Raw genomic sequence first — 20568 nt, 5'->3', positions numbered from 1 at the left:
CCGTGGAGGCGCTGGACGCCTGGCTGCGCTATGTGGATGTGCTGGCCATCGCGGCCTTCGCGGCCTCGGGCGCGCTGGTGGCCGCGCGCAAGCGGCTCGACCCGGTGGGCTTCATCCTGATCGGCTGCGCCACCGGCTTCGGCGGCGGCACGGTGCGCGACCTGCTGATCGGCCGCACCCCCGTGTTCTGGCTGTCGGAGCCGCTGCTGATGGGGGTGGGGGTGGGGGCCTCGGTGGCCGTGTTCTTCCTCGCGCCCCTGGTGCAGAACCAGCACCGTGCGCTGCTCTGGGCCGATGCGGCGGGCATGGCGATCTACGCCGTCCTGGGCGCCGAGATCGCGCTGCGCATGGGGGCCGAGCCCTGGGCGGCGGTGCTGATGGGCGTGGTGACCGCGAGCTTCGGCGGCGTGCTGCGCGACGTGATCTGCAACGAAATCCCCCTCATCCTGCGCCAGGAGATCTACGCCACCGCGGCCGCGGCCGGGGCGGCGGTCTTCGCCCTGCTGCTCTGGCAGGGGCTGGCGCGCGAACCCGCCTTCCTCGCCGGGGTGGCGGTGGCCTTCGCCATTCGCGCCGCGGGAATCCTGCTGGGCTGGAGCCTGCCCGTCTATGGCGCGCGCCCGGGCCTCGGGCGCGAGCATCCGGACCGCTGATCCCTCCCTCCCCCTTGGAGAAGGCTTGCGCCGCGCCGATCTCTCGCCCGATGATTCACCGCAAGGCGCGCCCGCGCGCCCCGAGTCGGCACGGCCGGCCCGGGCGGCGGCGCGCAGGGAACACGCCGCGACCTCCATGCCCTCCTCTCCCTCTCGCCTTTCGCGCCGCCACGCGCTTCTCGCGGGGCTCGCCGCGCCGGCCGTGCTCGCCGGCTGCGGCGGCGGCCCGGCCAGCGCCCAGCGCGGCCTTCTGCCCGATTTCGCCGACCTCGCGGAGCGCGTGCTGCCCGCCGTGGTCAACATCGCCGTGATCGGCGAGCAGGCGGTGCTGCCGCCGCCCGAGTTCCGCGGCACGCCCTTCGAGCGCTATTTCCGCGGCCGGCGAGAGCGCATCCAGGGCGCGGGCTCGGGCTTCATCACCGATGCGGCGGGCTTCATCGTCACGAACAACCACGTGATCGGCCAGGCGCAGCGCGTCACCGTCTCGCTGCACAACGGGCAGGAGGTGGCGGCCCGCGTGGTGGGCGGGGACGAGCTGACCGACCTCGCGCTGCTGCGCATCGATCCGCGCCCGGGCCTGGTGGCCGTGCCCTGGGGCTCCTCGGCCGCGCTGCGGGTGGGAAGCTGGGTGCTGGCCGCGGGCAACCCCTTCGGACTGGGCGGCAGCGTCACCTCCGGCATCGTCTCGGCGCGCGGGCGCGACATCAACGTGGGCCCCTTCGACGACTTCATCCAGACCGACGCGGCGATCAACCCGGGCAACTCGGGCGGCCCGCTGTTCAACCTCGCGGGCGAGGTGATCGGCGTGAACACGGCCATCTACTCGCCCTCCGGCGCCAATGCGGGCATCGGCTTCGCCACGCCGTCGGACCTCGCGCGGCCGGTGATCGAGACGCTGCGGCGCGAGGGGCGGGTGGAGCGCGGCTGGCTCGGCGTGCAGGTGCAGGACGTGATCGCCGAGGACGCGCGCGCCCCGCGCCGCGCCGTGCTGATCGCGGGGGTCGAGCGCGGCGGCCCCGCCGCGCGCAGCGGCCTGCGCCCGGGCGACCTCGTCACCGCCATCAACGGCGAGCGGGTGGAAAGCTCGCGCGGGCTGGTGCGCGCCATCGCCGCCATCGCGCCCGGGCAATCGGTGCGGCTGACCATCCAGCGCGACGGCCGCACCAGCGAGGTGAGCCTGCAGGTGGGGCGCCGCCCCTCCGGGCCGGGCTGAACGACAACCGGGGAAAGGCAAAGACACGACAATGCGAATCCTGCTGGTCGAGGACGACGTGGAGGTGGCCCGCTTCGTGAAGAAGGGGCTGCAGGAGGCGGGGCACACCGTCGAGCAGGCGGGCAACGGGCGCGACGGGCTGTTCCTCGCCGCCTCGGAGAGCTTCGACCTGCTGGTGCTCGACCGCATGCTGCCCGGCGGCGTGGACGGGGTGCGGATCGTGGAGACCCTGCGCCAGCAGGGCAACCGCACGCCGGTGCTGTTCCTCTCCGCGCTCTCGGGCGTGGACGAGCGGGTGAAGGGCCTCAAGGCCGGGGGCGACGACTACCTGGTGAAGCCCTTCGCCTTCGCGGAGCTGCTGGCGCGCGTCGAGGCGCTGGGCCGCCGCCCCTCCTCCGAGGCGCCAGTGACGAAGCTCAAGGTCGCGGATCTCGAGCTCGACCTGCTCAGCCGCACCGTCACCCGCGCGGGGAAGAAGATCGACGTGCAGCCGCGCGAGTTCCGCCTGCTCGAGCACCTGATGCGCCATGCCGGCCAGGTGGTGACGCGCACCATGCTGCTCGAGAAGGTGTGGGACTACCACTTCGACCCGCAGACCAACGTGATCGACGTGCATGTGAGCCGGCTGCGCCAGAAGCTCGACAAGGGCTTCGACAAGCCGCTGATCCACACGGTGCGCAATGCGGGATACATGATCCGGGCGGAGGGCTGAGCCCCCGGCGCCCGCCGTGACCCCCCGCCCATCGGCCCGCGGCCGCGCCGGGCCGCCGCGCCTGCTGCGCTCGGCCGCCTTCCGCATCGCCCTGCTGTTCATGGCGGTGTTCTCGGTCGCGGCGGGGTTTCTCGTCGCCGTGCTGTGGTGGGCCACCGCCGGGGCGCTGGACCGGCAGACCATCGCCGCCATCCGCGCCGACAGCGCCGCGCTGGTGGAGCGCTACCGCGACGCCGGGGCGCAGGGGCTGATCGAGGCGATCGAGGAGCGCCTCGCCCTCGACGTCTCGGCCGAGAGCATCTACCTGCTGACCGACGCGCAGGGCCGCAAGCTGGCCGGCAACCTCGACGCCTGGCCCGCCGCGATCCGCGAGGAGGGCGCTTGGTTCCGCGCCCGCATCCAGCATGACGGGGTGGTGGCCGAGGCGCGGGTGCACCGGCGCGAGCTGCCGGGGCTGCGCCTGCTGGTGGGCCGCGACGAAAGCGAGCGCGTGCAGCTCCGCCTGCTGCTGACCGAGGGGGTGGTGTGGTCGCTCGGCGCGGTCTTCGTCTTCGCGGTGGTGGGGGCGGCGGTGATGCGCCGCGCCATCGAGCGGCGCATGCGCCCGGCCATGGTGACGGCCCAGACCATCGCCACCGGCGATCTCTCGCACCGCGTGCCCCTCTCGGAGCAGGACGACGAGTTCGACCGGCTGGGCCGCACCATGAACGCGATGCTGGACCGCATCGCCGCGCTGATGGCGGCGGTGCGCGGCGTCTCCGACGCCATCGCGCACGACCTGCGCACGCCCATCGCCCGCGCCCGCGGCAAGCTGGAGGAGAGCCTCGCCACCGCCGCGACCGAGGAGGAGCTGCGCGCCGCCGTCGAGCAGGGCATCCAGGACCTCGACAACATCAGCCGCATCTTCCAGGCGCTGCTGCGCATCGCCGAGGCCGAGGCGGGCGCGCGCCGCGCCGCCTTCGCGCCGCTCGACCTCACGCCCCTGCTGCGCGACGCGGCCGAGTTCTACGAGGCCATGGCCGAGGCGCGCGAGCAGAAGCTCGAGACCGACCTGCCCGAGACCCTGCCCATGGTGGGCGACCGCGACCTGCTGCTGCAGGCGGTGGCGAACCTGCTGGACAACGCCATCAAGTTCACCCCGCCGGGCGGGCTGGTGCGCCTCTCGGCGCGCGAGGAGGAGGAGGGCGGCATCGAGATCGCGGTCAGCGATTCCGGCCCCGGCATGGCGCCCGCCGACCGCGCCCGCGCGCTGGAGCGCTTCTTCCGCGCCGATTCCTCGCGCGGCACGCCGGGCTCCGGGCTCGGGCTCTCGCTGGTGCGGGCGGTGGCGCAGCTCCATGGCGGCGAGGTGGAGCTCTCCGACGCCATGCCGGGCGCGGACCCGCCCGGGCTGCGCGTGGCGCTGCACCTGCGCGCCGAGAGGGGCTAGCGCGGCGGGATGCGGCCGCCCCTCATGCGGCCGGCGGCGCGAGCACCTTGTCCTTGTAGTTGCAATGGGCGCGGGCGGGGCAGCGCCAGCATTCCGGCGCGCGCGCCTTGCAGACATAGCGCCCGTGCAGGATCAGCCAGTGATGCGCGTCGCGCAGCAGCTCGGGCGGGACGCGCTTGACCAGCGCCTCCTCCACCGCGCGCGGCGTCTTTCCGGGCGCGAGCCCGGTGCGATTGCCCAGGCGGAAGATGTGCGTGTCCACCGCCATGGTCGGCTCGCCGAAGGCGACGTTGAGCACCACATTCGCCGTCTTGCGGCCCACGCCGGGCAGCGCCTCCAGCGCCGCCCGCTCGCGCGGGACGGCGCCGCCATGCTTCTCGACGAGCTGCGCGGCGAGGGCGGCGAGATGGCGCGCCTTGGCCTGCCACAGCCCGATGCGGCGGATATGCGCGCCGATCCCCTCCGCCCCCAGCGCCGCCATGGCCGCCGGGGTGGGCGCGGCGGCGAAAAGGCCGGGCGTGACCTTGTTCACCATCGCGTCGGTGGTCTGGGCCGAGAGCACCACGGCCACCAGCAGGGTGAAGGGGTCGTGATAATGCAGCTCCGTCCTCGGGGCGGGGTTGGCGGCGGCCAGGGCGCGCAGGAAGGCGGCGGCCTGCTCGCGCGACATGAGCCGGGCGCGGCGGGGCGCGGCGGCGCTGCCGTGCAGGGGGCGAGGGGTTTTCACGGCCGCCGACATTCTATCTGATGGAAGCATGGTCAAGGCCCGCACGCTTTTCGTCGCGCGCTCCGCCCCGCTCGACAGCCTCGGGCCGCGCGGTTTCCGCACCCTCGCCTGGCTGATCGGGGCGCTGTTCGGCGGCACGGGGCTGCTCTTCGCGCTGATCGGCGCCTGGCCCGTGCTGGTCTTCGTGGGGGCGGAGGCGCTGCTGGTGCTGGTGCTGATGGCCGCCTACCGCAGCGGGGCGGCGCGCAGCAGCGAGTGCATCACGCTGACGGAGGAGGCGATCACCGTGCTCCGCCGCCAGGGCCAGCGCGTCACCGAGGCGCGCTTCGTCCCGTTCTGGGTGCGCCTGGCCTGGGATGGGCAGCGGCTCTGCCTCGTCCAGCGCGGGCGCGAGGTGGAGATCGGCCTCTTCCTCGGCCCCGAGGAGCGCGAGGCGCTGGCCAGGGCGCTGGGCGAGGCGCTGCACGCGCTGCGCAACCCGGTCTTCGACAACCCGCAGCTTCGCGAGCCGGGCTGAGCCTATCCGAGCGGCGGCAGCAGCGCCGCCGCCTCCCTGAGCGCGCCATCGGGCAGGATGATGCTGCCCGGCGGGGCGGCGCGCGCCTCGGCCGCGTCGGCGGCCAGCAGGATGCGCGTGGGCACGCCCGCCGCGCGCGCCGCCTCCATGTCCGTCGCGCGGTCCCCGATCATGACGGAGCGCGAGAGATCGAGCCCATGCCTCGCCGCCGCATCGAGCAGCATCCCCGGGCCCGGCTTGCGGCGTGGATTCTCGCGCCGGTAGGGGCCGAGGCCCGCCTGCGGGTGGTCGGGGCAATGCTCCACCCCGGCGAAGCGGATGCCGCGCTCGGCGAAGCGCGCCAGCATCCATCGCGTCAGCGCGGCGAACTCCGCCTCGCCATAGAGGCCGCGCCCGATGCCCGACTGGTTGGTGACGACGACGAGCGCATAGCCCAGCCCCTGCGCGCGCGCGCAGAGGTCGAAGATGCCCTCGCGGAAGCGGAAGGCCTCGATGCGGTGGACGAAGCCGTCATCGTGGTTGATCACGCCGTCGCGGTCCAGGAAGAGCGCGGGGCGCGGCGTCATGTCAGCGGCCGCTTGCTTTGACCGCTGAAGCTGCGGCGCGGCCGCTGGTATGCCTTTGTTTTGGCGCGCAGCCGGCACACCGGGTCCCATCGAAGCAAAGCTTCGATGGGTGCCCGTCAACCCTGCGCGCGATACGGTCGGCATGTGATGCCGACCGTATCATGCGCGCGGCCGGAGGGGCCGCCTCACGCCCCCTCGCGCGGGAAGAGCGCGGCCTCGATGGCGGCGCACAGCGCATGGCCCAGCACCTCGTGCCCCTCCTGGATGCGCGGGGTGCTGGTGCTGGGCACGCGCAGGCAGATGTCGCACAGCCCCACCATGGCCCCGCCCGATGCGCCGGTGAAGCCGATGGTGACGAGGCCCTTCGCGCGCGCCGCCTCCAGCGCCGCCAGCACGTTCGGCGATTGCCCGGAGGTGGAGAGCGCGATCAGCACATCGCCCGCCGCACCCAGCGCCTCCACCTGGCGGGCGAAGACGCGCGCATAGCCGTAGTCGTTGCCGATGCCGGTGAGGATGGAGCTGTCGGTCGTCAGCGCGATGGCGGGCAGGCCGGGCCGGTCGTAGTGGAAGCGGCTGACCAGCTCGCCCGCCCAGTGCTGCGCGTCCGCCGCGCTGCCGCCATTGCCGCAGAGCAGCAGCTTGCCCCCGCCGCGCAGCGCGGCGATGCAGTGCTCCGTGGCGCGGGCCGCGGCCTCGCACAGCGCCGCGTCCGCGGCCATCGCCTCCAGCAGCGCTGAGGTGGCGCGCAGCGCGGCGCGGAAGGAAGGGGCGTGGTCAGACGACATCGGCGAAACCCGGGCGCAGGCGCTGGAACACCCAGTGCGCGGCCGCCAGCGCGGCCAGCGCCAGCGCGAGGTAGAGCGCGAGGCTCCCGACATCCGGCCAGCCGCCGAAGAGCAGCACGGTGCGCGCCTGCTCCATGATGGAGGTCATCGGGTTGGCGCGGATGACGAAGCGCCAGGCCTCGGGCACCGCCTCCAGCGGGTAGAACATGGGCGAGAGGAACATCAGCAGCGTCAGCACCGGGGCGATGACCAGCGCGATGTCGCGGATGAAGACGCCGAGCGCCGCGAGCAGCGCCACCGCCGCCGCCACCATCACGAGGTAGGGCAGCAGCACCACGGGCAGGAACAGCGCCGTCCAGTGGAAGCTGCCGTTCACCAGCAGGTTGCCCAGCAGCACGATGCCCAGCGTGACCAGCGTGTTCACGCTGGCGGCCAGCACCGTGACCACGGGCAGGATTTCGAGCGGGAAGACCACGCGCGTCACATAGCCCGGGTTGCCCAGGATCAGCGTCGGCGCGCGCGAGAGCGCCTCGGCCATCAGCCCGTGCACCGCCATGCCCACCAGCAGGATCAGCGCGAAATCGAGCGGCGCGCCGCTGCGCCCCGGCCAGCGCTGGGGAAACACGCCGGTGAAGACCAGGGTGAGGACGGCCGCCGTCAGCAGCGGCGTCAGCACCGCCCAGGCGAGGCCGAGCAGGCTGCCGCGGAAGCGCTGCGTCACCTCGCGCTGGGTCAGCCGCCAGCACAGGTCGCGATGCGCGATCAGCGCGGCGAAAAGGCTGCGGAGCGAGGCGGGCGGGGCGGTCATCGGGCCCGGCGGGGGATGGGCCAGGCCCCCCCGGGTGTCAAGCGGCCCGCTTGATCGCGCCCGGCCGGGGTGATACCTCCCCCAGGCTTTTCAGAAGCGAGGCAAGCGGTTGCGCATCCTCCTCACCGGCGGCTTCGGCTTCATCGGTTCGGCCGTGGTCCGTCACCTCCTCGCCACGACGGGCGCCACCGTCATCAACGTGGACAAGATGACCTATGCGGCGAGCCCCGCCGCGCTGGCCATGCACGCGGCCGATCCGCGCCACATCCACATCCGCGCCGACATCTGCGACGCCGAGGCGATGCGCGCCGCCTTCGCCGCGCACCGGCCCAGCCATGTGATGCACCTCGCGGCCGAGAGCCATGTGGACCGCTCCATCGACGGGCCGGCCGAGTTCATCCGCACCAATGTCGTCGGCACCCAGGTGCTGCTGGAGGCGGCGCGCGCGTACTGGAGCGCGCTGCCGGGCCCGGAGAAGGCCGCCTTCCGCTTCCACCACGTCTCCACCGACGAGGTGTTCGGCTCCCTCTACCCCGGCGATCCGCCCTTCACGCCGGAAACGCCCTACGACCCGCGCAGCCCCTACAGCGCGAGCAAGGCGGCCTCCGACCATCTCGTGCGCGCCTGGCACCACACCTATGGCCTGCCCGCCTTCGTCACCAACACCACGAACAACTACGGCCCCTGGCAGTTCCCCGAGAAGCTGATCCCGCTCGTCACGCTCAACGCGCTCGAGGGCAAGCCCCTGCCCGTCTATGGCAAGGGCGAGAACATCCGCGACTGGCTGCACGTGGAGGACCATGCCGAGGCGCTGGTGCTGGCGCTGACGCGCGGTGCGCCCGGCGCGACCTACTGCATCGGCCCGCGGCAGGAGCGCACGAATCTCGAGGTGGTGAAGGCCATCTGCGCCACGCTCGACCGGCTGCGCCCCGACCCGGCCGGCCCGCGCGAGCGGCTGATCACCTTCGTGCAGGACCGCCCGGGCCATGATTTCCGCTACGCCATGGACCCCTCCGGCGCCGAGGCGGCGCTGGGCTGGAAGCCGCGCTTCGACTTCGAGACGGGCCTCGCGCACACCATCCGCTGGTATCTCGACCACGAGGACTGGTGGCGGCCGATCCGCGAGAAGGCCTATGCCGGGCAGCGGCTGGGGGTGAAGGCGTGAGGGCGGCCTTGCTGTGCGGGGCGCGCCGCCCGGAGCGCCTCCGGCGCGGCGAAGCCAAGGCCGCGCAGGCGGCCGCCCGGCGCCCAGGGGCCAGCATGCGCGCATCCGGCCGCACGGCGGCCGGCGCCGCCCACCCCACCGCGACACATGCGCGACAGCCGCGCGGCGAAGCCAAGGCCGCGCATCCGGCCGCACGGCGACTGAGGGCATAAAACAATGAAGGGCATCATCCTCGCCGGGGGCTCCGGCACGCGGCTGCACCCGATGACGCTCGCGGCCTCGAAGCAGCTCCTGCCCGTCTATGACAAGCCGATGGTCTATTACCCGCTCGGCACGCTCATGCTGGCGGGCATCCGCGACATCCTGGTGATCTCCACCCCGCAGGATCTGCCGGCCTTCCAGCGCCTTCTGGGCGACGGCTCGACCTTCGGCATCAGCCTCTCCTACGCCGAGCAGCCCTCGCCGGACGGGCTCGCCCAGGCCTTCCTGATCGGCGAGCGCTTCATCGGCGACGCGCCCTGCGCGCTCGCGCTCGGCGACAACATCATCTACGGCGAGGGGCTCTCCATCCGCCTCGGCGCCGCGAAGGGCCGCGCCGAGGCCGGCGGGGCCACCATCTTCGGCTATCGCGTGGCGGACCCCGAGCGCTACGGCGTGGCGGAGTTCGACGAGGCGGGGCGCGTGATCTCCATCGAGGAGAAGCCGCGCCAGCCGAAATCCGACTGGGCGGTGATCGGCCTCTACTTCTACGACCGCCGCGTGGTGGAGATGGCGAAGCAGGTGAAGCCCTCCGCCCGCGGGGAGCTCGAGATCACCGACCTCAACCTCCTCTACCTTCGCGCCGGCGCCCTCTCCTGCGAGCAGCTCGGCCGCGGCTGCGCCTGGCTCGATGCGGGCACGCCCGGCTCGCTGCTCCAGGCCGCGACCTTCGTGCAGACGGTGCAGGAGCGCCAGGGCCTCTACATCTCCGCGCCGGAGGAGATCGCCTACCGCCGCGGCTTCCTCACCGCCGCGGAGCTGCGCGCGCGCGGCGAGGCGCTGGGCAAGACCGCCTATGGCCGCTACCTGATCGACGTGGCGAACGGGCTGCACGACGAATGAAGATCACGCCGCTCGCCATCCCCGACGTGCTGCTGATCGAGCCGCCCCGCTACGGCGACGCGCGCGGCTTCTTCAGCGAGGTGTGGAAGCGCAGCGCCCTGGCGGCGGCGGGCCTCGTCGTGGATTTCGTGCAGGACAACCACTCCCTCTCGCGCGAGGCGGGGGTGCTGCGCGGCCTGCACTTCCAGCGCCCGCCCCACGCCCAGGGCAAGCTGGTGCGCTGCTCGCGCGGCCGCGTGCTCGACGTGGCGGTGGACATCCGCGAGGGCAGCCCGAGCTACGGCCGGCATGTGGCGGTGGAGCTCTCGGCCGAGAACTGGCGCCAGATCTGGGTGCCGCGCGGCTTCGCGCACGGCTTCCTGACGCTCGAGCCCGATTGCGAGGTGCTCTACAAGGTGGACGCGGAATACAACCGCGAGGCCGATGGCGGCATCGCCTGGGACGACCCGGCGCTCGGCATCGCCTGGCCGCTGCCGCCGGGCGGGCCCATCCTCTCCGACAAGGACCGCGCCGCCCCGCGCCTCTCCGAGGCCGCGCCCATCTTCCCGAAAGGGAGCTGGTGAGCATGCGCGTCCTCGTCACCGGCCGGGGCGGCCAGCTCGCGACCGGGCTGGAGGCGAGCCTGCCCGCGCGCGGCATAGAGGGCGTCTTCGTCGGCCAGCCGGAGTTCGAGTTCGACGAGCCGGAGACGGTGCGCGCCGCCTTCGCCGCCGCCGCGCCCGAGGCGGTGGTGAACTGCGCCGCCTGGACGGCGGTGGACGCCGCCGAGGAGAACGAGGCCGCCGCCTTCCGCGCCAATGCGCTGGGCCCCGCCCTGCTGGCCGCCCTCTGCGCCGAGCGCGGCGTCCCGCTGCTGCAGATCAGCACGGATTACGTCTATGACGGGCGCAAGGGCGCGCCCTATGTCGAGACGGATGCGCCCAACCCGCTGGGCGCCTATGGCCGCACCAAGCTGGCGGGGGAATGGGCGGCGCTGGCCGGCAACCCGATGACGGCCGTGCTGCGCACCGCCTGGGTCTATGCCCCGATGGGCAGGAACTTCCTGCGCACCATGCTTGCCCTCGGGGCGGAGCGGCCCGAGCTGCGCGTGGTGGCGGACCAGATCGGCCACCCCACCGCCGCGCCCGACCTCGCGGACGCCATCGCCGCCCTGCTCGCCCGGCTGCACGAGACGGGCTGGCGCGCCGAGTATCGCGGCGTCTTTCATGCGGTGGCGCAGGGGCATGTGAGCTGGCACGGCTTCGCCGAGGCGATCTTCGCCGCCGCCGCCCCCTATGGCGGCCCGCGCCCGGTGGTGCATCCCATCGCCACCCATGAATACCCCGTGAAGGCCGTCCGCCCCGCCGATGGCCGGATGGAGACGGGCAAGCTCGCCGCCGTGTTCGGCGTGGCGCTGCCGCCCTGGCAGGAGGGGCTCGCGCGCGTGATGAAGGCGCTGCACGGCGCGGCGTGACCGCGCCTTACGCGCTGACCGATCTCGCCACGCCCGAGGGGGGGCTGCCGCGCGCCCTGCACGGGCTGGCCGCGCGCTCGCCCCTCACCTTCGCCCGCCGCGCCGCGGAGCTGGCCTGGGAGGTCGGCGCGGCCGCGGTGCTGGACCGTCTGGCCCCGCTCGCGCCGGCCATGCTGCGCGTCGAGCCCGGCCGCGCCCCGGCGGCGGGCGGTTCGCTCGCCCTCTACCTCCACTGGTCGCCCGACGGGCGGGTCTCGGCCATGGTGCGCGCGCAGTTGGCGGAGTGGCGCGCGCAGGGCTTCGCGGTGGTCTTCGTCAGCAACGCCGCGCCCCCGGAGGCCGATTGGGACGCGGCGGGGGCGGACTGCGCGCTGCGCCTGCAGCGCGCCAATGTGGGCCGGGATTTCGGCGCCTGGCGCGACGCGGCGGCGCTGGCCTTCGCCCGGCTCGGCACGCCCGAGGAGCTGCTGCTCGCCAATGACAGCGTGCTCGGCCCCTTCCGGCCGATCGGCCCGCTGCTCGCCGCCTGCCGCGCGGGGGGCGAGGGGATCTTCGGCATGACGGAGAGCTGGGGCGGGGGGCCGCACCTGCAATCCTACGCGCTGCTGGCGCGCGGGGCGGAGCCGGTGGGGCTGCTGGCCGCCCATCTCGCCGCCTTCCGCGACAGCCGCAGCAAGTGGCGCGTGGTGCAGCAGGGCGAGATCGGCCTCGCCGGGCGGGCGCGGGCGGCCGGGGTGCGGATGGCGGCGCTGTTCGGCTACGCCCGGCTGCTGGCGGAGGTGGAAGAGGCGACGCGCCTCTCCCTCGGCCCGCGCTTCGCCGAGCCCGCCGCGCTCTGGCGCTATCCGCTCAACCCCTGCCACCATTTCTGGCGCGTGCTGGTGGAGCGGATGGGCTTCCCCTGGCTCAAGACCGAGCTCATCCGCCGCAACCCCGGGCGGCTGCCCGGGGTGGAGGGCTGGGAGGCGCTGGTGCCGCCGCGCGAGGCGGCGCTGATCCGCGACCACCTGGCGCTGATGGGGCGGTGAGGCGGGCGGCCGCCCTCACCCCTCCAGCCGCTTGTTCACCCGGCGCAGCGCGGCGGCGAAGACCTGCTTCTTCGCCGCCACGCCCCTATCGTCCAGGCTGCCGCGCGCCTCGGCCTTGCCGCGCTTGGCGCGGCGCTGGGCGGCGAGGCGGGTGCGCGCCGCGTCCCGCGCCTCGCGCAGGCGGCGCGCCAGCGCGATCAGCGCCTCGCGGTCCAGCCGCGCGACATCGGGGTAATGGCTGGGCGCGACCAGTGCGAACTCGGCCTCGCTCAGGATCTTGCGCTCGCGCGCGATGGGCATGGACATGGCCTGCGTTCCTCAGTCCAGACGGATGTTCGCGACGCGCACCACCTCGCGCCACTTCTCGTTCTCGGCGGCGATGAAGCGGTCGAACTCGGCGCCCATCAGCGGCAGGGTGGAGGCGCCGATGTCGCGGATGCGCGCCTGGGTGGCGGGCTCGGCCACCGCCGCGCCCACCGCCGCGATGTAGCGCTCGAGCGCCGCCTGCGGCGTCCGCGCGGGCGCCTGCAGGCCGAACCAGGCGATGGCCTCGAAGCGCTCCACCCCGCTCTCCTGCACGGTGGGCGTCTCGGGCACGGCGAACCAGCGCTCGCGCGAGGTGACGGCGAGGATGCGCAGCCGCCCCTCGCGGATGTGCGGCAGATAGGCGGGCAGGTTGTCGATGGCGATCTCGATGCGCCCGCCCAGAAGGTCCGGCATCAGCGCGCCGGTGCCCCGATAGGGCACGTGGTTGATGTCCACCCCGGTGCGGAACTTCAGATACTCGCCCGACATGTGGCCGGAGGTGCCATTGCCCGGCGTGCCGTAGTTCAGGCGGCCCGGCTGGCGGCGCGCCAGCGCCAGCAGCTCCTGGAAGCTGTTCGCCTGCACGCCGGGGTGCACCACCACCGCGTTCGTCACCGCGCCGACGAGGCCGATGGAGGCGAAATCCCGCACCGGGTCGAAGGGCAGGCGCGGGTAAAGGAACTGGTTGATGCTGGCCGTGCCGATCGTGCACATCAGCAGCGTGTGGCCGTCCGGATCGGCCTTGGCCACCAGCTCCGTGCCGACATTGCCGCCCGCGCCCGGGCGGTTGTCCACGACGAAGGACTGGCCGAGCGCCGCGCCCAGCCGCTCGGCCATGATGCGCGCCAGCGCGTCCGTCGCGCCGCCGGCGGTGAAGGGCACCACGATCCGCACGGAGCGCGAGGGCGACCAGCTCTGGGCAAGGGCCCCCGCCGGCAGCAGGGCGGGCAGGGCGAGCAGGGCGCGGCGTGGGGTCATGGGCGGTTCTCCGGCTTGGACGTCGCGGAAGCGGGTTTCCGCGACAGCCGGAAGCATGAAAGGGACGCCATGTCCATGCCGCGCCCCGATGCCCGGCGCGGAGGGGCGCGAGGGGGCGGCGGAGGGTGTCTCCGCCGCACCCCCGCGCACGGCATAGACCCCCGACACCTCCCCCCACCGCGCGCGGCGCCCGACCCGATCAGGCCCTGCCCTTTAACCTTTCGCTCACCTTCCGCCCGGTAAGTCTCACTGCCAGAGACGCCCCTCTGTCGGAGAGATCCCGATGCGCCCCACGACACGGAATCGCGCCGCATGAGCCGGGCCGCCACCTGGGATGCGCGGCTCTGGGACGAAGTCTGGGCCGAGTACGACGCGCGCCAGCCGGCGCGCCCCGCGCCCGCCCCCGTCCAGCCGGCAGCGCCCGCCCCCCTTCAGGCCCGCGCCGCCACGCCGCCCTCGCGCCCCGTCGCCCCCCGCCGGCCCTGGCGCCTCGCGGCACTCGGCGTCGCGGCGGCCCTGTTGGCCTATGCGGCCTCGCCCTTCGCGGCCGCGCTGCAGCTCGCCGGGGCGGCGCAGCGCGCCGACGCCGCGGCCCTCGCCGCCCAGGCGGATTTCGAGCGGCTTCGCCCCGCCATCGCGGCCCGGCTCGATCACCTTGCCGCCGAGCGGCTGGGAGGCGCGCCGCCGGCCTATGTCCAGCGCCTGCGCGAGGATCTCTCGGCCCGCCTCGCCTCGCCCGAGGGGCTGGGGGCGCTGCTCGCCGGCCAGACCGCTCCGGGCAGCGGCCCCGCCCCCGGCTGGGTGCAGTCCGCGCAGCCGCTGGAGGGGGGGCGCTGGAGCATCACCCTCGCCCCGCCCGAGGCCCCCGCGCGCACCACCACGCTCACGCTGGAGCTGGCGGACCCGCTGCGCCTGCGCTGGCAGCTCGTCGCGCTGGACTGGGGCGCGCCGCGCCCCTGACGCGGCCAGCCACATCCCCATCACCCGCGCGGCGCGCGCACCCCCGCGAGCAGCGCCGCGCCGCCGCCCAGCAGCAGCACCACCACCGCCATCCCCCAGCGCTGGCTGTCGGTCGCGTCCGTCACCAGGGCCAGCAGCGCGGGGCCCGCGAAGCTCGTCACGCGGCCGGAGAGCGCGAAGAGCCCGAAATGCGCCGCCATCTCGCCCGGCGGGGAGAGCTGCGCCATCAGGCTGCGGCTGGCCGCCTGGGCCGGGCCGAAGAACAGGCCGAGCGAGACGCCCAGCCCCCAGAACAGCGCCTTGCTCTCCACCAGCAGCATCGCCGCGCCCACCGCCATCATCGCCAGCAGCGCGAGCAGCACGGTGCGCTTGGCGCCGATGCGCTCGTCCACCCAGCCGCCCGCCAGCGCGCCGAGCCCGCCCGAGACGTTGAGCGCGATGCCGAAGAGCAGGATTTCCTCGAAGCCCATCCCGAAGGCGCCCGCGGCGAAGACCGCGCCGAAGGCGAACAGCACGTTCAGCCCATCCGTGTAGAGCAGCCGCGCCAGCAGGAAGCGCAGCACCGCGGGCCGCCCCCGCAGCCCGCGGAGCAGCCGCAGCAGATCGGCGAGCCCCTCCTCCGCCGCGCGCCGCCAGGGCTGGCGCGGTGCGGCGTCGCGCGGGCCGAAGATCAGCACGGGCCAGGCGAAGAGCAGCAGCCAGGCCGCGACGAGCAGCGCGGTGGCCCGCACATGCTCGGCCGCGCCGCGATCCAGCGGCAGCAGCGGCGGGTCGGGCCGCACCAGCAGCACGAGGCAGAGCACGAGGCAGGCGAGCCCCCCCGCATAGCCCAGCGCCCAGCCGATGCCCGAGACGCGGCCGAGCCGCGCGCGCGTCGTCGCCTCCGGCAGCATGGCGTTGTAGAACACCGTGCCGAGCTCGAAGCAGAGCGTGGCCAGCGCCACGCAGAGCAGTGCCCAGAGCGCATAGGCGGGCTCGGGCCTCGCGAACCAGATGCCGGCGGTGAACAGCGCCGTCAGCAGGGTGCAGAGCAGCAGCAGCGCGCGCCGCCGCCCGCCCGCATCGGCCACCGCCCCCAGCAGCGGAGAGAGCAGCCCGATGGCCAGCCCCGCCAGCGCCTGCATCCAGCCCCACATCACCTGCCCCGTCACCGGGTCCGGCGCGATGCCCTTCGTCACATAGGCGGCGATGACGAAGGTGGAGACGACGGTGGGAAAGGCGCTGTTCGCCCAGTCATAGCCCGCCCAGGCCCATTCGCGGCGCGTCATGGGGCGCGCCCAGCCCGGCCGCAAGGCCGCCCCCCGGGCCCGCGGGACTGGGCGCCCCTGGGGGCGGAGAGCGGGCGACAGCGCATCCTGATCATGCTCCCTATCACGCGCCGCGCCGGCGCCGGGCGTGTCGCGCACGCCGTGTTAGCGCCACCCGACGCGGCGAGCCGCGTTGGGGCCCGGGCGGGCGGCCTGCCCAACGGGCGATATGGGCGACGGTCACCGCCGGCCGTTCAACCCAGCCCCGCCACCGCCCGCAGCGCCACCGTGGCGGCCGCGATGTCGGCCAGCCGCGCCGCCTCCAGGACGAGGCGGCGGGCCTCCTCGGCCTCCGGCCCCTCGGCGGGGCGGCCGGCCAGGGCGGCGGCGGCCAGCCGCTGCTGCGCGGCGCGCAGCTCGGCCCGCAGCGCGGCGCGGGCGCGGTCGCCGAAGGGGCCGGGCAGGGGGGCGCGGCCCAGCGCCTCGCGCAGCGCCTCCAGGTGGAAGGCCTCGCCCACCGCCGCCCAGGCCTCCCGCGCCGCGGCCGGCGGCGCCCCGGCCCGCTCGGCCAGCGCCACGATCAGCGGCGCCTCGGCCGGCAGCGCCGCCCTGTCGCTCCCGAGGGCGGCCACCCCCGGGGCGAGGGCGGCGAAGCGCGCGCCCACGGGGCCCGGGCCCAGCGCCTCGGCCGCCTCCTCCAGCCGGCGGCGCAGCGCGGCCTGTGCGTCCAGGCGCTCGGCCGCCGGCAGGGCTTCCGCCGCCTCGAAGCCGGCCTCGATGCCGAGCAGCTCCGCCGCGAGCCAGGCCGCCCCCACCGCCTCGGCCGGGCCCATGCCGGCCGTCAGCCGCCCCAGCGCGGCGCAGCCCAGCCGGTTCGCCGCCATGTTGGCCAGCGTGGTGGCGATCAGCTCCCGCCGCAGCCGGTGCCGCGCGAGGAAGGGCGCGAAGCGCGGCTCGCGCAGCGGCGCCGGGAAATAGGCGGCGAGCAGGGGGGCGAAGGCCGGGTCATCCGGCAGGGCGGAGGCCGCCAGCGCCTCGGTCAGCCACAGCTTCGCCACCGGCAGCAGCGCGGCGATCTCGGGTCGCGTCAGCCCCTCGCCGGCGGCCTCGCGCGCGGCCATCCCGGCCGCATCGGGCAGGACGAGCTGCGCGCGGTCGAGCAGCCCCGCCGCCTCCAGCCGCGCCATCAGCGCCGCCTGGCCGGGCAGCGCCGCCGCCCCCGCCATCGCCTCCAGCGAGACGGCGAGGGATTGCAGCGCGTTGTCGCGCAGCACCAGCGCGGCCACCTCCTCCGTCATCCGCGCCAGCAGCTCGTCGCGCTGGCGGCGCGTCAGCACGCCCTCCGCCTCGGCCTCGGCGAGCAGGATCTTGATGTTCACCTCGTGGTCGGAGGTGCTGACGCCCGCGGAGTTGTCCAGCGCGTCGGTGTTCAGCCGCACCCCCGCGCGCGCCGCCTCGATGCGGCCCGCCTGGGTGGCCCCGAGATTGGCGCCCTCGCCCAGCACCTTCGCGCGCAGCTCGCGCCCGTCCACGCGGATCGCGTCGTTCGCGCGGTCGCCGGCATCGGCGTGGCTCTCGTGGCTCGCCTTCACATAGGTGCCGATGCCACCGAAGTAGAGCAGGTCGCAGGGCATGGCGAGGATGGCGCGCATCACCTCGGCCGGGCTCGCCCGCTCCGCCTCGATCCCGAGCATCGCGCGCGCCTCGGGCGAGAGCGGGATGGTCTTCAGCGTGCGCGGAAACACGCCGCCGCCCGGGCTGATCAGCCGCGCGTCGTAATCCGCCCAGGAGGAGCGCGGGAGCGCGAAGAGCCGCGCGCGCTCGGCGTGGCTCGCCGCCGGGTCGGGGTCGGGGTCGAGGAAGATGTGCCGGTGGTCGAAGGCCGCGCGCAGCCGCGCCTGCTTCGAGATCAGCAGCCCGTTGCCGAACACGTCGCCCGACATGTCGCCCACGCCCGCCATGTCGAAGGGCGCGTCGTGGACGGAGCGGCCCAGCGCCTCCTGGAAGTGCCGCTCGATCATCACCCAGGCGCCGCGGGCGGTGATGCCCATGGCCTTGTGGTCGTAGCCCGCGCTGCCCCCGCTCGCGAAGGCGTCGCCCAGCCAGAAGCCGTATTCGGCGGCGAGGCCGTTGGCGATGTCGCTGAAGCTCGCCGTGCCCTTGTCGGCGGCGGCGACGATGTAGGGGTCGTCGCCGTCGCGGCGCAGCACCCGCGGCGGCGGGATCACCTCCGCGCCCCGCAGATTGTCCGTGAGGTCCAGCATGCCGCGGATCAGCGTGCGGTAGGCCGCGACGCCGGCGGCCTGGAAGGCCTCGCGCTCGGCCGGGACGGCGCCCTTCAGCACGAAGCCGCCCTTCGCGCCGGTGGGCACGATCACCGCGTTCTTGAGGCGCTGCGCCTTCATCAGCCCCAGGATTTCGGTGCGGAAATCCTCCCGCCGGTCGGACCAGCGGATGCCGCCCCGCGCCACCGGCCCGGCGCGCAGATGGCAGCCCTCCATCGCGGGGGAATGGACGAAGATTTCGCGCCAGGGCCGGGGGTTGGGCATCTCGCCGGCCAGGGCGGGGTCGAACTTCAGCGCGAGCCAGGGCTTCTCCTGGAAGAAGTTCGTGCGCGTCACGCCCTCCAGCGCCGCGCGCAGCCGGGCGAGGATGCGGTCCGTCTCGGGGCTCTGCACCGCGTCGAGCAGCGCGGCCCAGCGCGCCTCGATCCCGGCCTCCTCGCGGCTCGGCGCATCGGGGTCGAAGCGGGCGCGGAACAGGGCGAGCAGCAGCCCCGCCGCGCCGGGCGTGGCCGAGAGCGCCTCGGCGATGCTCTCGGGCGGCGGCGGGAAGCCGATCTGCCGCAGCCAGCGCGCCAGCGCCCGCAGCAGCCAGCACTCGCGCCAGGAGAGGCCCTCGCGCAGCACCAGGCGGTTGAAGCCGTCCGCCTCCGCCCGCCCGTCGAGCAGCGCGGCCAGCGCCTCCAGCAGCAGCGGGCCGCGCGCGGGGTCGAAGGGGATGCCGGCGTCGAGCTGGAACAGGTGCAGCGTGACCGGCGGCTGCCCCTGCGGCGCGAGGCGGTGCGGCACCTCCTCCAGCGCCCGCAGGCCGAGGCTGTCGAAGAGCGGCAGCGCATCGGCCAGCGCCAGCGCCCCGCCGGGCACGGCAAGGCGCAGCAGCAGCCGCCCGGCCGCCGCGCCGGGGGGCTGGGCGAGGGCCGCGGCGGGCCGGCCCTCGCGCAGCGCGGCCTCGGCGAGGGCGAGATCGGCCGCGGCCTCGGCCGCGCCATGCGTCTCGCGATAGGCGGGCGGGAAGGCGTCGCGCCAGGTGGCGAGGATCTCGGCCGCCGCGAGCTCGCCGCGCTCGGCCGCCAGCGCCTCGGCCAGCCGCTCGGCGAAGCTGCGCGCCGCCTCGGCCACCGCGCGCTCCAGCGCCACCGGGTCGGGGTGGACGGGGTGTTCGGGATCGGTGCCGAGGATGTAGTGCACCCGCGCCAGCGGCGCGTCGCCGAGCGCGATGTGGAAGGCCGAGAGCCGCCCGCCATGGGCGCGCGCGAGCATCCCGCCCACCCGCTCGCGCAGCCGCGTGTCGAAGCTCTCGCGCGGCAGCCAGGCGATGACGGAGACGAAGCGGCCGAAGGGGTCGCGGCGGGAGAAGAGGGCGGGGCGCGGGCGCAGCGCGAGGTCGAGGGCGAGGCGCGCCCCGGCCAGGATGTCCGCCTCCTCGGCCTGGAACAGCTCGTCGCGCGGCCAGGTGTCGAGAATGTTCCGCAGCGCCCGCCCGTCATGGGAGAAGGGCGGGATGCCGGAGGCGGCGAGGATGCGCTCCACCTTGCCGCGCAGCAGCGGGATGGAGCGCGGGTTGCGGTTGTAGGCCGCCGCGGCGAAGAGGCCAAGGAAGAGCCGCACCCCCGCCACGCCGCCCGCCGCGTCGCGCAGCCGCGTCACGATCACGTCCGCGTGCTGGGGACGATGGACGGTGCTGCGCATGTTGGCCTTCACCACCGCCACGGGCGCGGCCATGGCCAGGGCGGCGCGCACCGGGCCGGGCAGGGCGGGCAGGGCGCGCAGCGCGTCGAAGACGGGCAGCGCGGCGTCGCGCAGCAGGCCGAGATTCTCGGACGGTTCCACCCGCGCGCCCTCGCCCTCGAGCCGCAGCAGCCGGTGGCCGAGCAGCACGAAATTCTCCTCGCGCAGCCAGCGCAGGAACTCCTCGGCCTCCTCGCCGCCGCCGCATTCCCCGGCCGCCGCCTCGAGCCGCGCGACCATGGCCGGGAAATCCGCCACCGCCGCGCGCACATCGGCCAGCGCCCGGCGCAGCGCGGCCTCCACCCCCGCCCAGTCGGCGGGTTCGAGCCCCGGGAGCATGTGCAGCGCGGCCGGGGCGAGGGCGATGCGCATCCAGCTCTCGCGCGGGGCCTCGGGCGCGAAGCCCTGGAAGCGCCCGGCCGCGTCGCGCCGCACGCCGAGCACGGGGTGCAGGAACTCGCGCGCCGCGCGGCCGGTGCGGGCCAGCGCGGCCAGCACGCTGTCCACCAGGAAGGGCATGTCGTCGTTGACGATCTCGACCAGCGCGGCCGGCCCGCGCCCGCCCCCGGGCGGGGTGAGGCGCAGCTTCACCTCGCCGGGCGCGCGGGCCTCGGCGAAGCCGGCCAGCGAGGCGGCGGCCCGGGCCAGCGCCTCGGGGCTGCGCGCGGCGAGCTCGGCCGTCGGCACCGCGGCGAAGAGGGGGGCGAGCAGCGCCGCCGCGCCGGGCGGGCCGCCCGCCAGCGCCTCGGCGGCGGCGCGCAGCAGCTCGGCGCGCACCGGGTCCGCGCGCGCCGGGTCGAGCGGGGCTTCGGGCATCTGGCTGTCCTCCTGGGGCCAGTGTCGGGCCGGGGCGGGGGGCGCGTCCAGCGCCGCGTGGCGCGCGGGGGGCGTTGTGCGCTAACCTCGCCCC

19 protein-coding genes are annotated in these 20568 nt (G+C 75.1%); 11 read left to right on the top strand and 8 right to left on the bottom strand.

The window, feature by feature from the left end:
* Window positions 1-2: 2 nt before the first annotated feature.
* The 4 genes from H596_RS0101690 (at window position 3) to H596_RS0101675 (ending at window position 4007) form a co-directional block, all read left to right on the top strand.
* On the top strand, window positions 3-653 hold the full coding sequence (locus H596_RS0101690; RefSeq protein WP_211225232.1) for a trimeric intracellular cation channel family protein: 651 nt from the start codon (window positions 3-5) through the stop codon (window positions 651-653).
* Between the two features lie 136 nt (window positions 654-789).
* Window positions 790-1866 (top strand): trypsin-like peptidase domain-containing protein, encoded by a 1077-nt coding sequence (locus H596_RS0101685; RefSeq protein ID WP_027283414.1) that lies wholly within the window; start codon window positions 790-792, stop codon window positions 1864-1866.
* A 31-nt stretch (window positions 1867-1897) separates the two neighbouring features.
* On the top strand, window positions 1898-2578 hold the full coding sequence (locus H596_RS0101680) for a winged helix-turn-helix domain-containing protein (protein ID WP_027283413.1): 681 nt from the start codon (window positions 1898-1900) through the stop codon (window positions 2576-2578).
* A gap of 16 nt (window positions 2579-2594) precedes the next feature.
* Window positions 2595-4007 (top strand): sensor histidine kinase, encoded by a 1413-nt coding sequence (locus H596_RS0101675; RefSeq protein ID WP_051212238.1) that lies wholly within the window; start codon window positions 2595-2597, stop codon window positions 4005-4007.
* Between the two features lie 22 nt (window positions 4008-4029).
* Here the strand turns inward: H596_RS0101675 and nth are convergent, their stop codons facing one another.
* Complete coding sequence (gene nth, locus H596_RS0101670) at window positions 4030-4677, bottom strand: endonuclease III (protein WP_037299694.1); 648 nt, start codon at window positions 4675-4677, stop codon at window positions 4030-4032.
* A gap of 85 nt (window positions 4678-4762) precedes the next feature.
* Between nth and H596_RS19615 the strand changes: the two genes are divergently transcribed.
* Window positions 4763-5251: a DUF2244 domain-containing protein gene (locus H596_RS19615; RefSeq protein WP_051212237.1), complete on the top strand. Its 489-nt coding sequence runs from the start codon at window positions 4763-4765 to the stop codon at window positions 5249-5251.
* Between the two features lie 2 nt (window positions 5252-5253).
* Here H596_RS19615 and H596_RS0101660 read toward each other — a convergent pair whose 3' ends face one another.
* The 3 genes from H596_RS0101660 to H596_RS0101650 form a co-directional block, all read right to left on the bottom strand.
* A complete protein-coding gene (locus tag H596_RS0101660) occupies window positions 5254-5817 on the bottom strand; it encodes a D-glycero-alpha-D-manno-heptose-1,7-bisphosphate 7-phosphatase (RefSeq protein ID WP_027283410.1) in 564 nt (187 codons plus the stop codon).
* A gap of 185 nt (window positions 5818-6002) precedes the next feature.
* Window positions 6003-6602 (bottom strand): D-sedoheptulose 7-phosphate isomerase, encoded by a 600-nt coding sequence (locus H596_RS0101655; RefSeq protein WP_051212236.1) that lies wholly within the window; start codon window positions 6600-6602, stop codon window positions 6003-6005.
* Window positions 6592-7410, bottom strand: coding sequence for an ABC transporter permease (locus tag H596_RS0101650; RefSeq protein WP_027283408.1), 819 nt, complete (start codon window positions 7408-7410; stop codon window positions 6592-6594). Before H596_RS0101650 ends, H596_RS0101655 begins: the two co-directional genes overlap by 11 nt.
* A 109-nt stretch (window positions 7411-7519) precedes the next feature.
* On the opposite strand from H596_RS0101650, the gene rfbB reads away from it, so the two are divergent.
* The 5 genes from rfbB (at window position 7520) to H596_RS0101625 (ending at window position 12157) form a co-directional block, all read left to right on the top strand.
* Window positions 7520-8575 carry a dTDP-glucose 4,6-dehydratase gene (rfbB, locus tag H596_RS0101645; RefSeq protein WP_027283407.1) on the top strand — a complete coding sequence of 352 codons (1056 nt, stop codon included), beginning with the start codon at window positions 7520-7522 and terminating at the stop codon, window positions 8573-8575.
* A 216-nt stretch (window positions 8576-8791) separates the two neighbouring features.
* The gene (gene rfbA, locus H596_RS0101640; protein WP_027283406.1) at window positions 8792-9676 is read left to right on the top strand and encodes a glucose-1-phosphate thymidylyltransferase RfbA; all 885 of its coding nucleotides are present in this window, start codon (window positions 8792-8794) and stop codon (window positions 9674-9676) included.
* The gene (rfbC, locus tag H596_RS0101635; protein ID WP_027283405.1) at window positions 9673-10239 is read left to right on the top strand and encodes a dTDP-4-dehydrorhamnose 3,5-epimerase; all 567 of its coding nucleotides are present in this window, start codon (window positions 9673-9675) and stop codon (window positions 10237-10239) included. The genes rfbA and rfbC overlap by 4 nt, the downstream gene beginning before the upstream one ends.
* A 2-nt stretch (window positions 10240-10241) precedes the next feature.
* Window positions 10242-11129: a dTDP-4-dehydrorhamnose reductase gene (rfbD, locus tag H596_RS0101630; protein WP_037299521.1), complete on the top strand. Its 888-nt coding sequence runs from the start codon at window positions 10242-10244 to the stop codon at window positions 11127-11129.
* Window positions 11126-12157, top strand: a complete 1032-nt coding sequence (locus H596_RS0101625) for a rhamnan synthesis F family protein (RefSeq protein ID WP_027283403.1) — start codon at window positions 11126-11128, stop codon at window positions 12155-12157. The genes rfbD and H596_RS0101625 overlap by 4 nt, the downstream gene beginning before the upstream one ends.
* Window positions 12158-12172: 15 nt before the next feature.
* On the opposite strand, the gene H596_RS19610 is transcribed toward H596_RS0101625, so the two are convergent.
* Both H596_RS19610 and H596_RS0101615 read right to left on the bottom strand, forming a co-directional pair.
* Window positions 12173-12463 carry a hypothetical protein gene (locus H596_RS19610; RefSeq protein ID WP_051212235.1) on the bottom strand — a complete coding sequence of 97 codons (291 nt, stop codon included), beginning with the start codon at window positions 12461-12463 and terminating at the stop codon, window positions 12173-12175.
* A gap of 12 nt (window positions 12464-12475) precedes the next feature.
* Window positions 12476-13441: a Bug family tripartite tricarboxylate transporter substrate binding protein gene (locus H596_RS0101615; protein WP_027283402.1), complete on the bottom strand. Its 966-nt coding sequence runs from the start codon at window positions 13439-13441 to the stop codon at window positions 12476-12478.
* 312 nt (window positions 13442-13753) lie between these two features.
* On the opposite strand from H596_RS0101615, the gene H596_RS0101610 reads away from it, so the two are divergent.
* Window positions 13754-14401 carry a DUF2939 domain-containing protein gene (locus H596_RS0101610; RefSeq protein ID WP_027283401.1) on the top strand — a complete coding sequence of 216 codons (648 nt, stop codon included), beginning with the start codon at window positions 13754-13756 and terminating at the stop codon, window positions 14399-14401.
* Between the two features lie 20 nt (window positions 14402-14421).
* On the opposite strand, the gene H596_RS0101605 is transcribed toward H596_RS0101610, so the two are convergent.
* The gene (locus tag H596_RS0101605) at window positions 14422-15669 is read right to left on the bottom strand and encodes an MFS transporter (RefSeq protein WP_027283400.1); all 1248 of its coding nucleotides are present in this window, start codon (window positions 15667-15669) and stop codon (window positions 14422-14424) included.
* 233 nt (window positions 15670-15902) lie between these two features.
* Window positions 15903-20474, bottom strand: coding sequence for an NAD-glutamate dehydrogenase domain-containing protein (locus H596_RS19605; RefSeq protein ID WP_051212234.1), 4572 nt, complete (start codon window positions 20472-20474; stop codon window positions 15903-15905).
* Window positions 20475-20568 lie beyond the last annotated feature (94 nt).

The sequence above is a fragment of the Rubritepida flocculans DSM 14296 genome, from assembly GCF_000425365.1.
In the GTDB taxonomy this organism is placed as follows: Bacteria; Pseudomonadota; Alphaproteobacteria; order Acetobacterales; family Acetobacteraceae; genus Roseococcus; species Roseococcus flocculans.
Note: the sequence above shows the minus strand (reverse complement) of the source record. Positions and strands in the feature narration are given on the sequence as shown.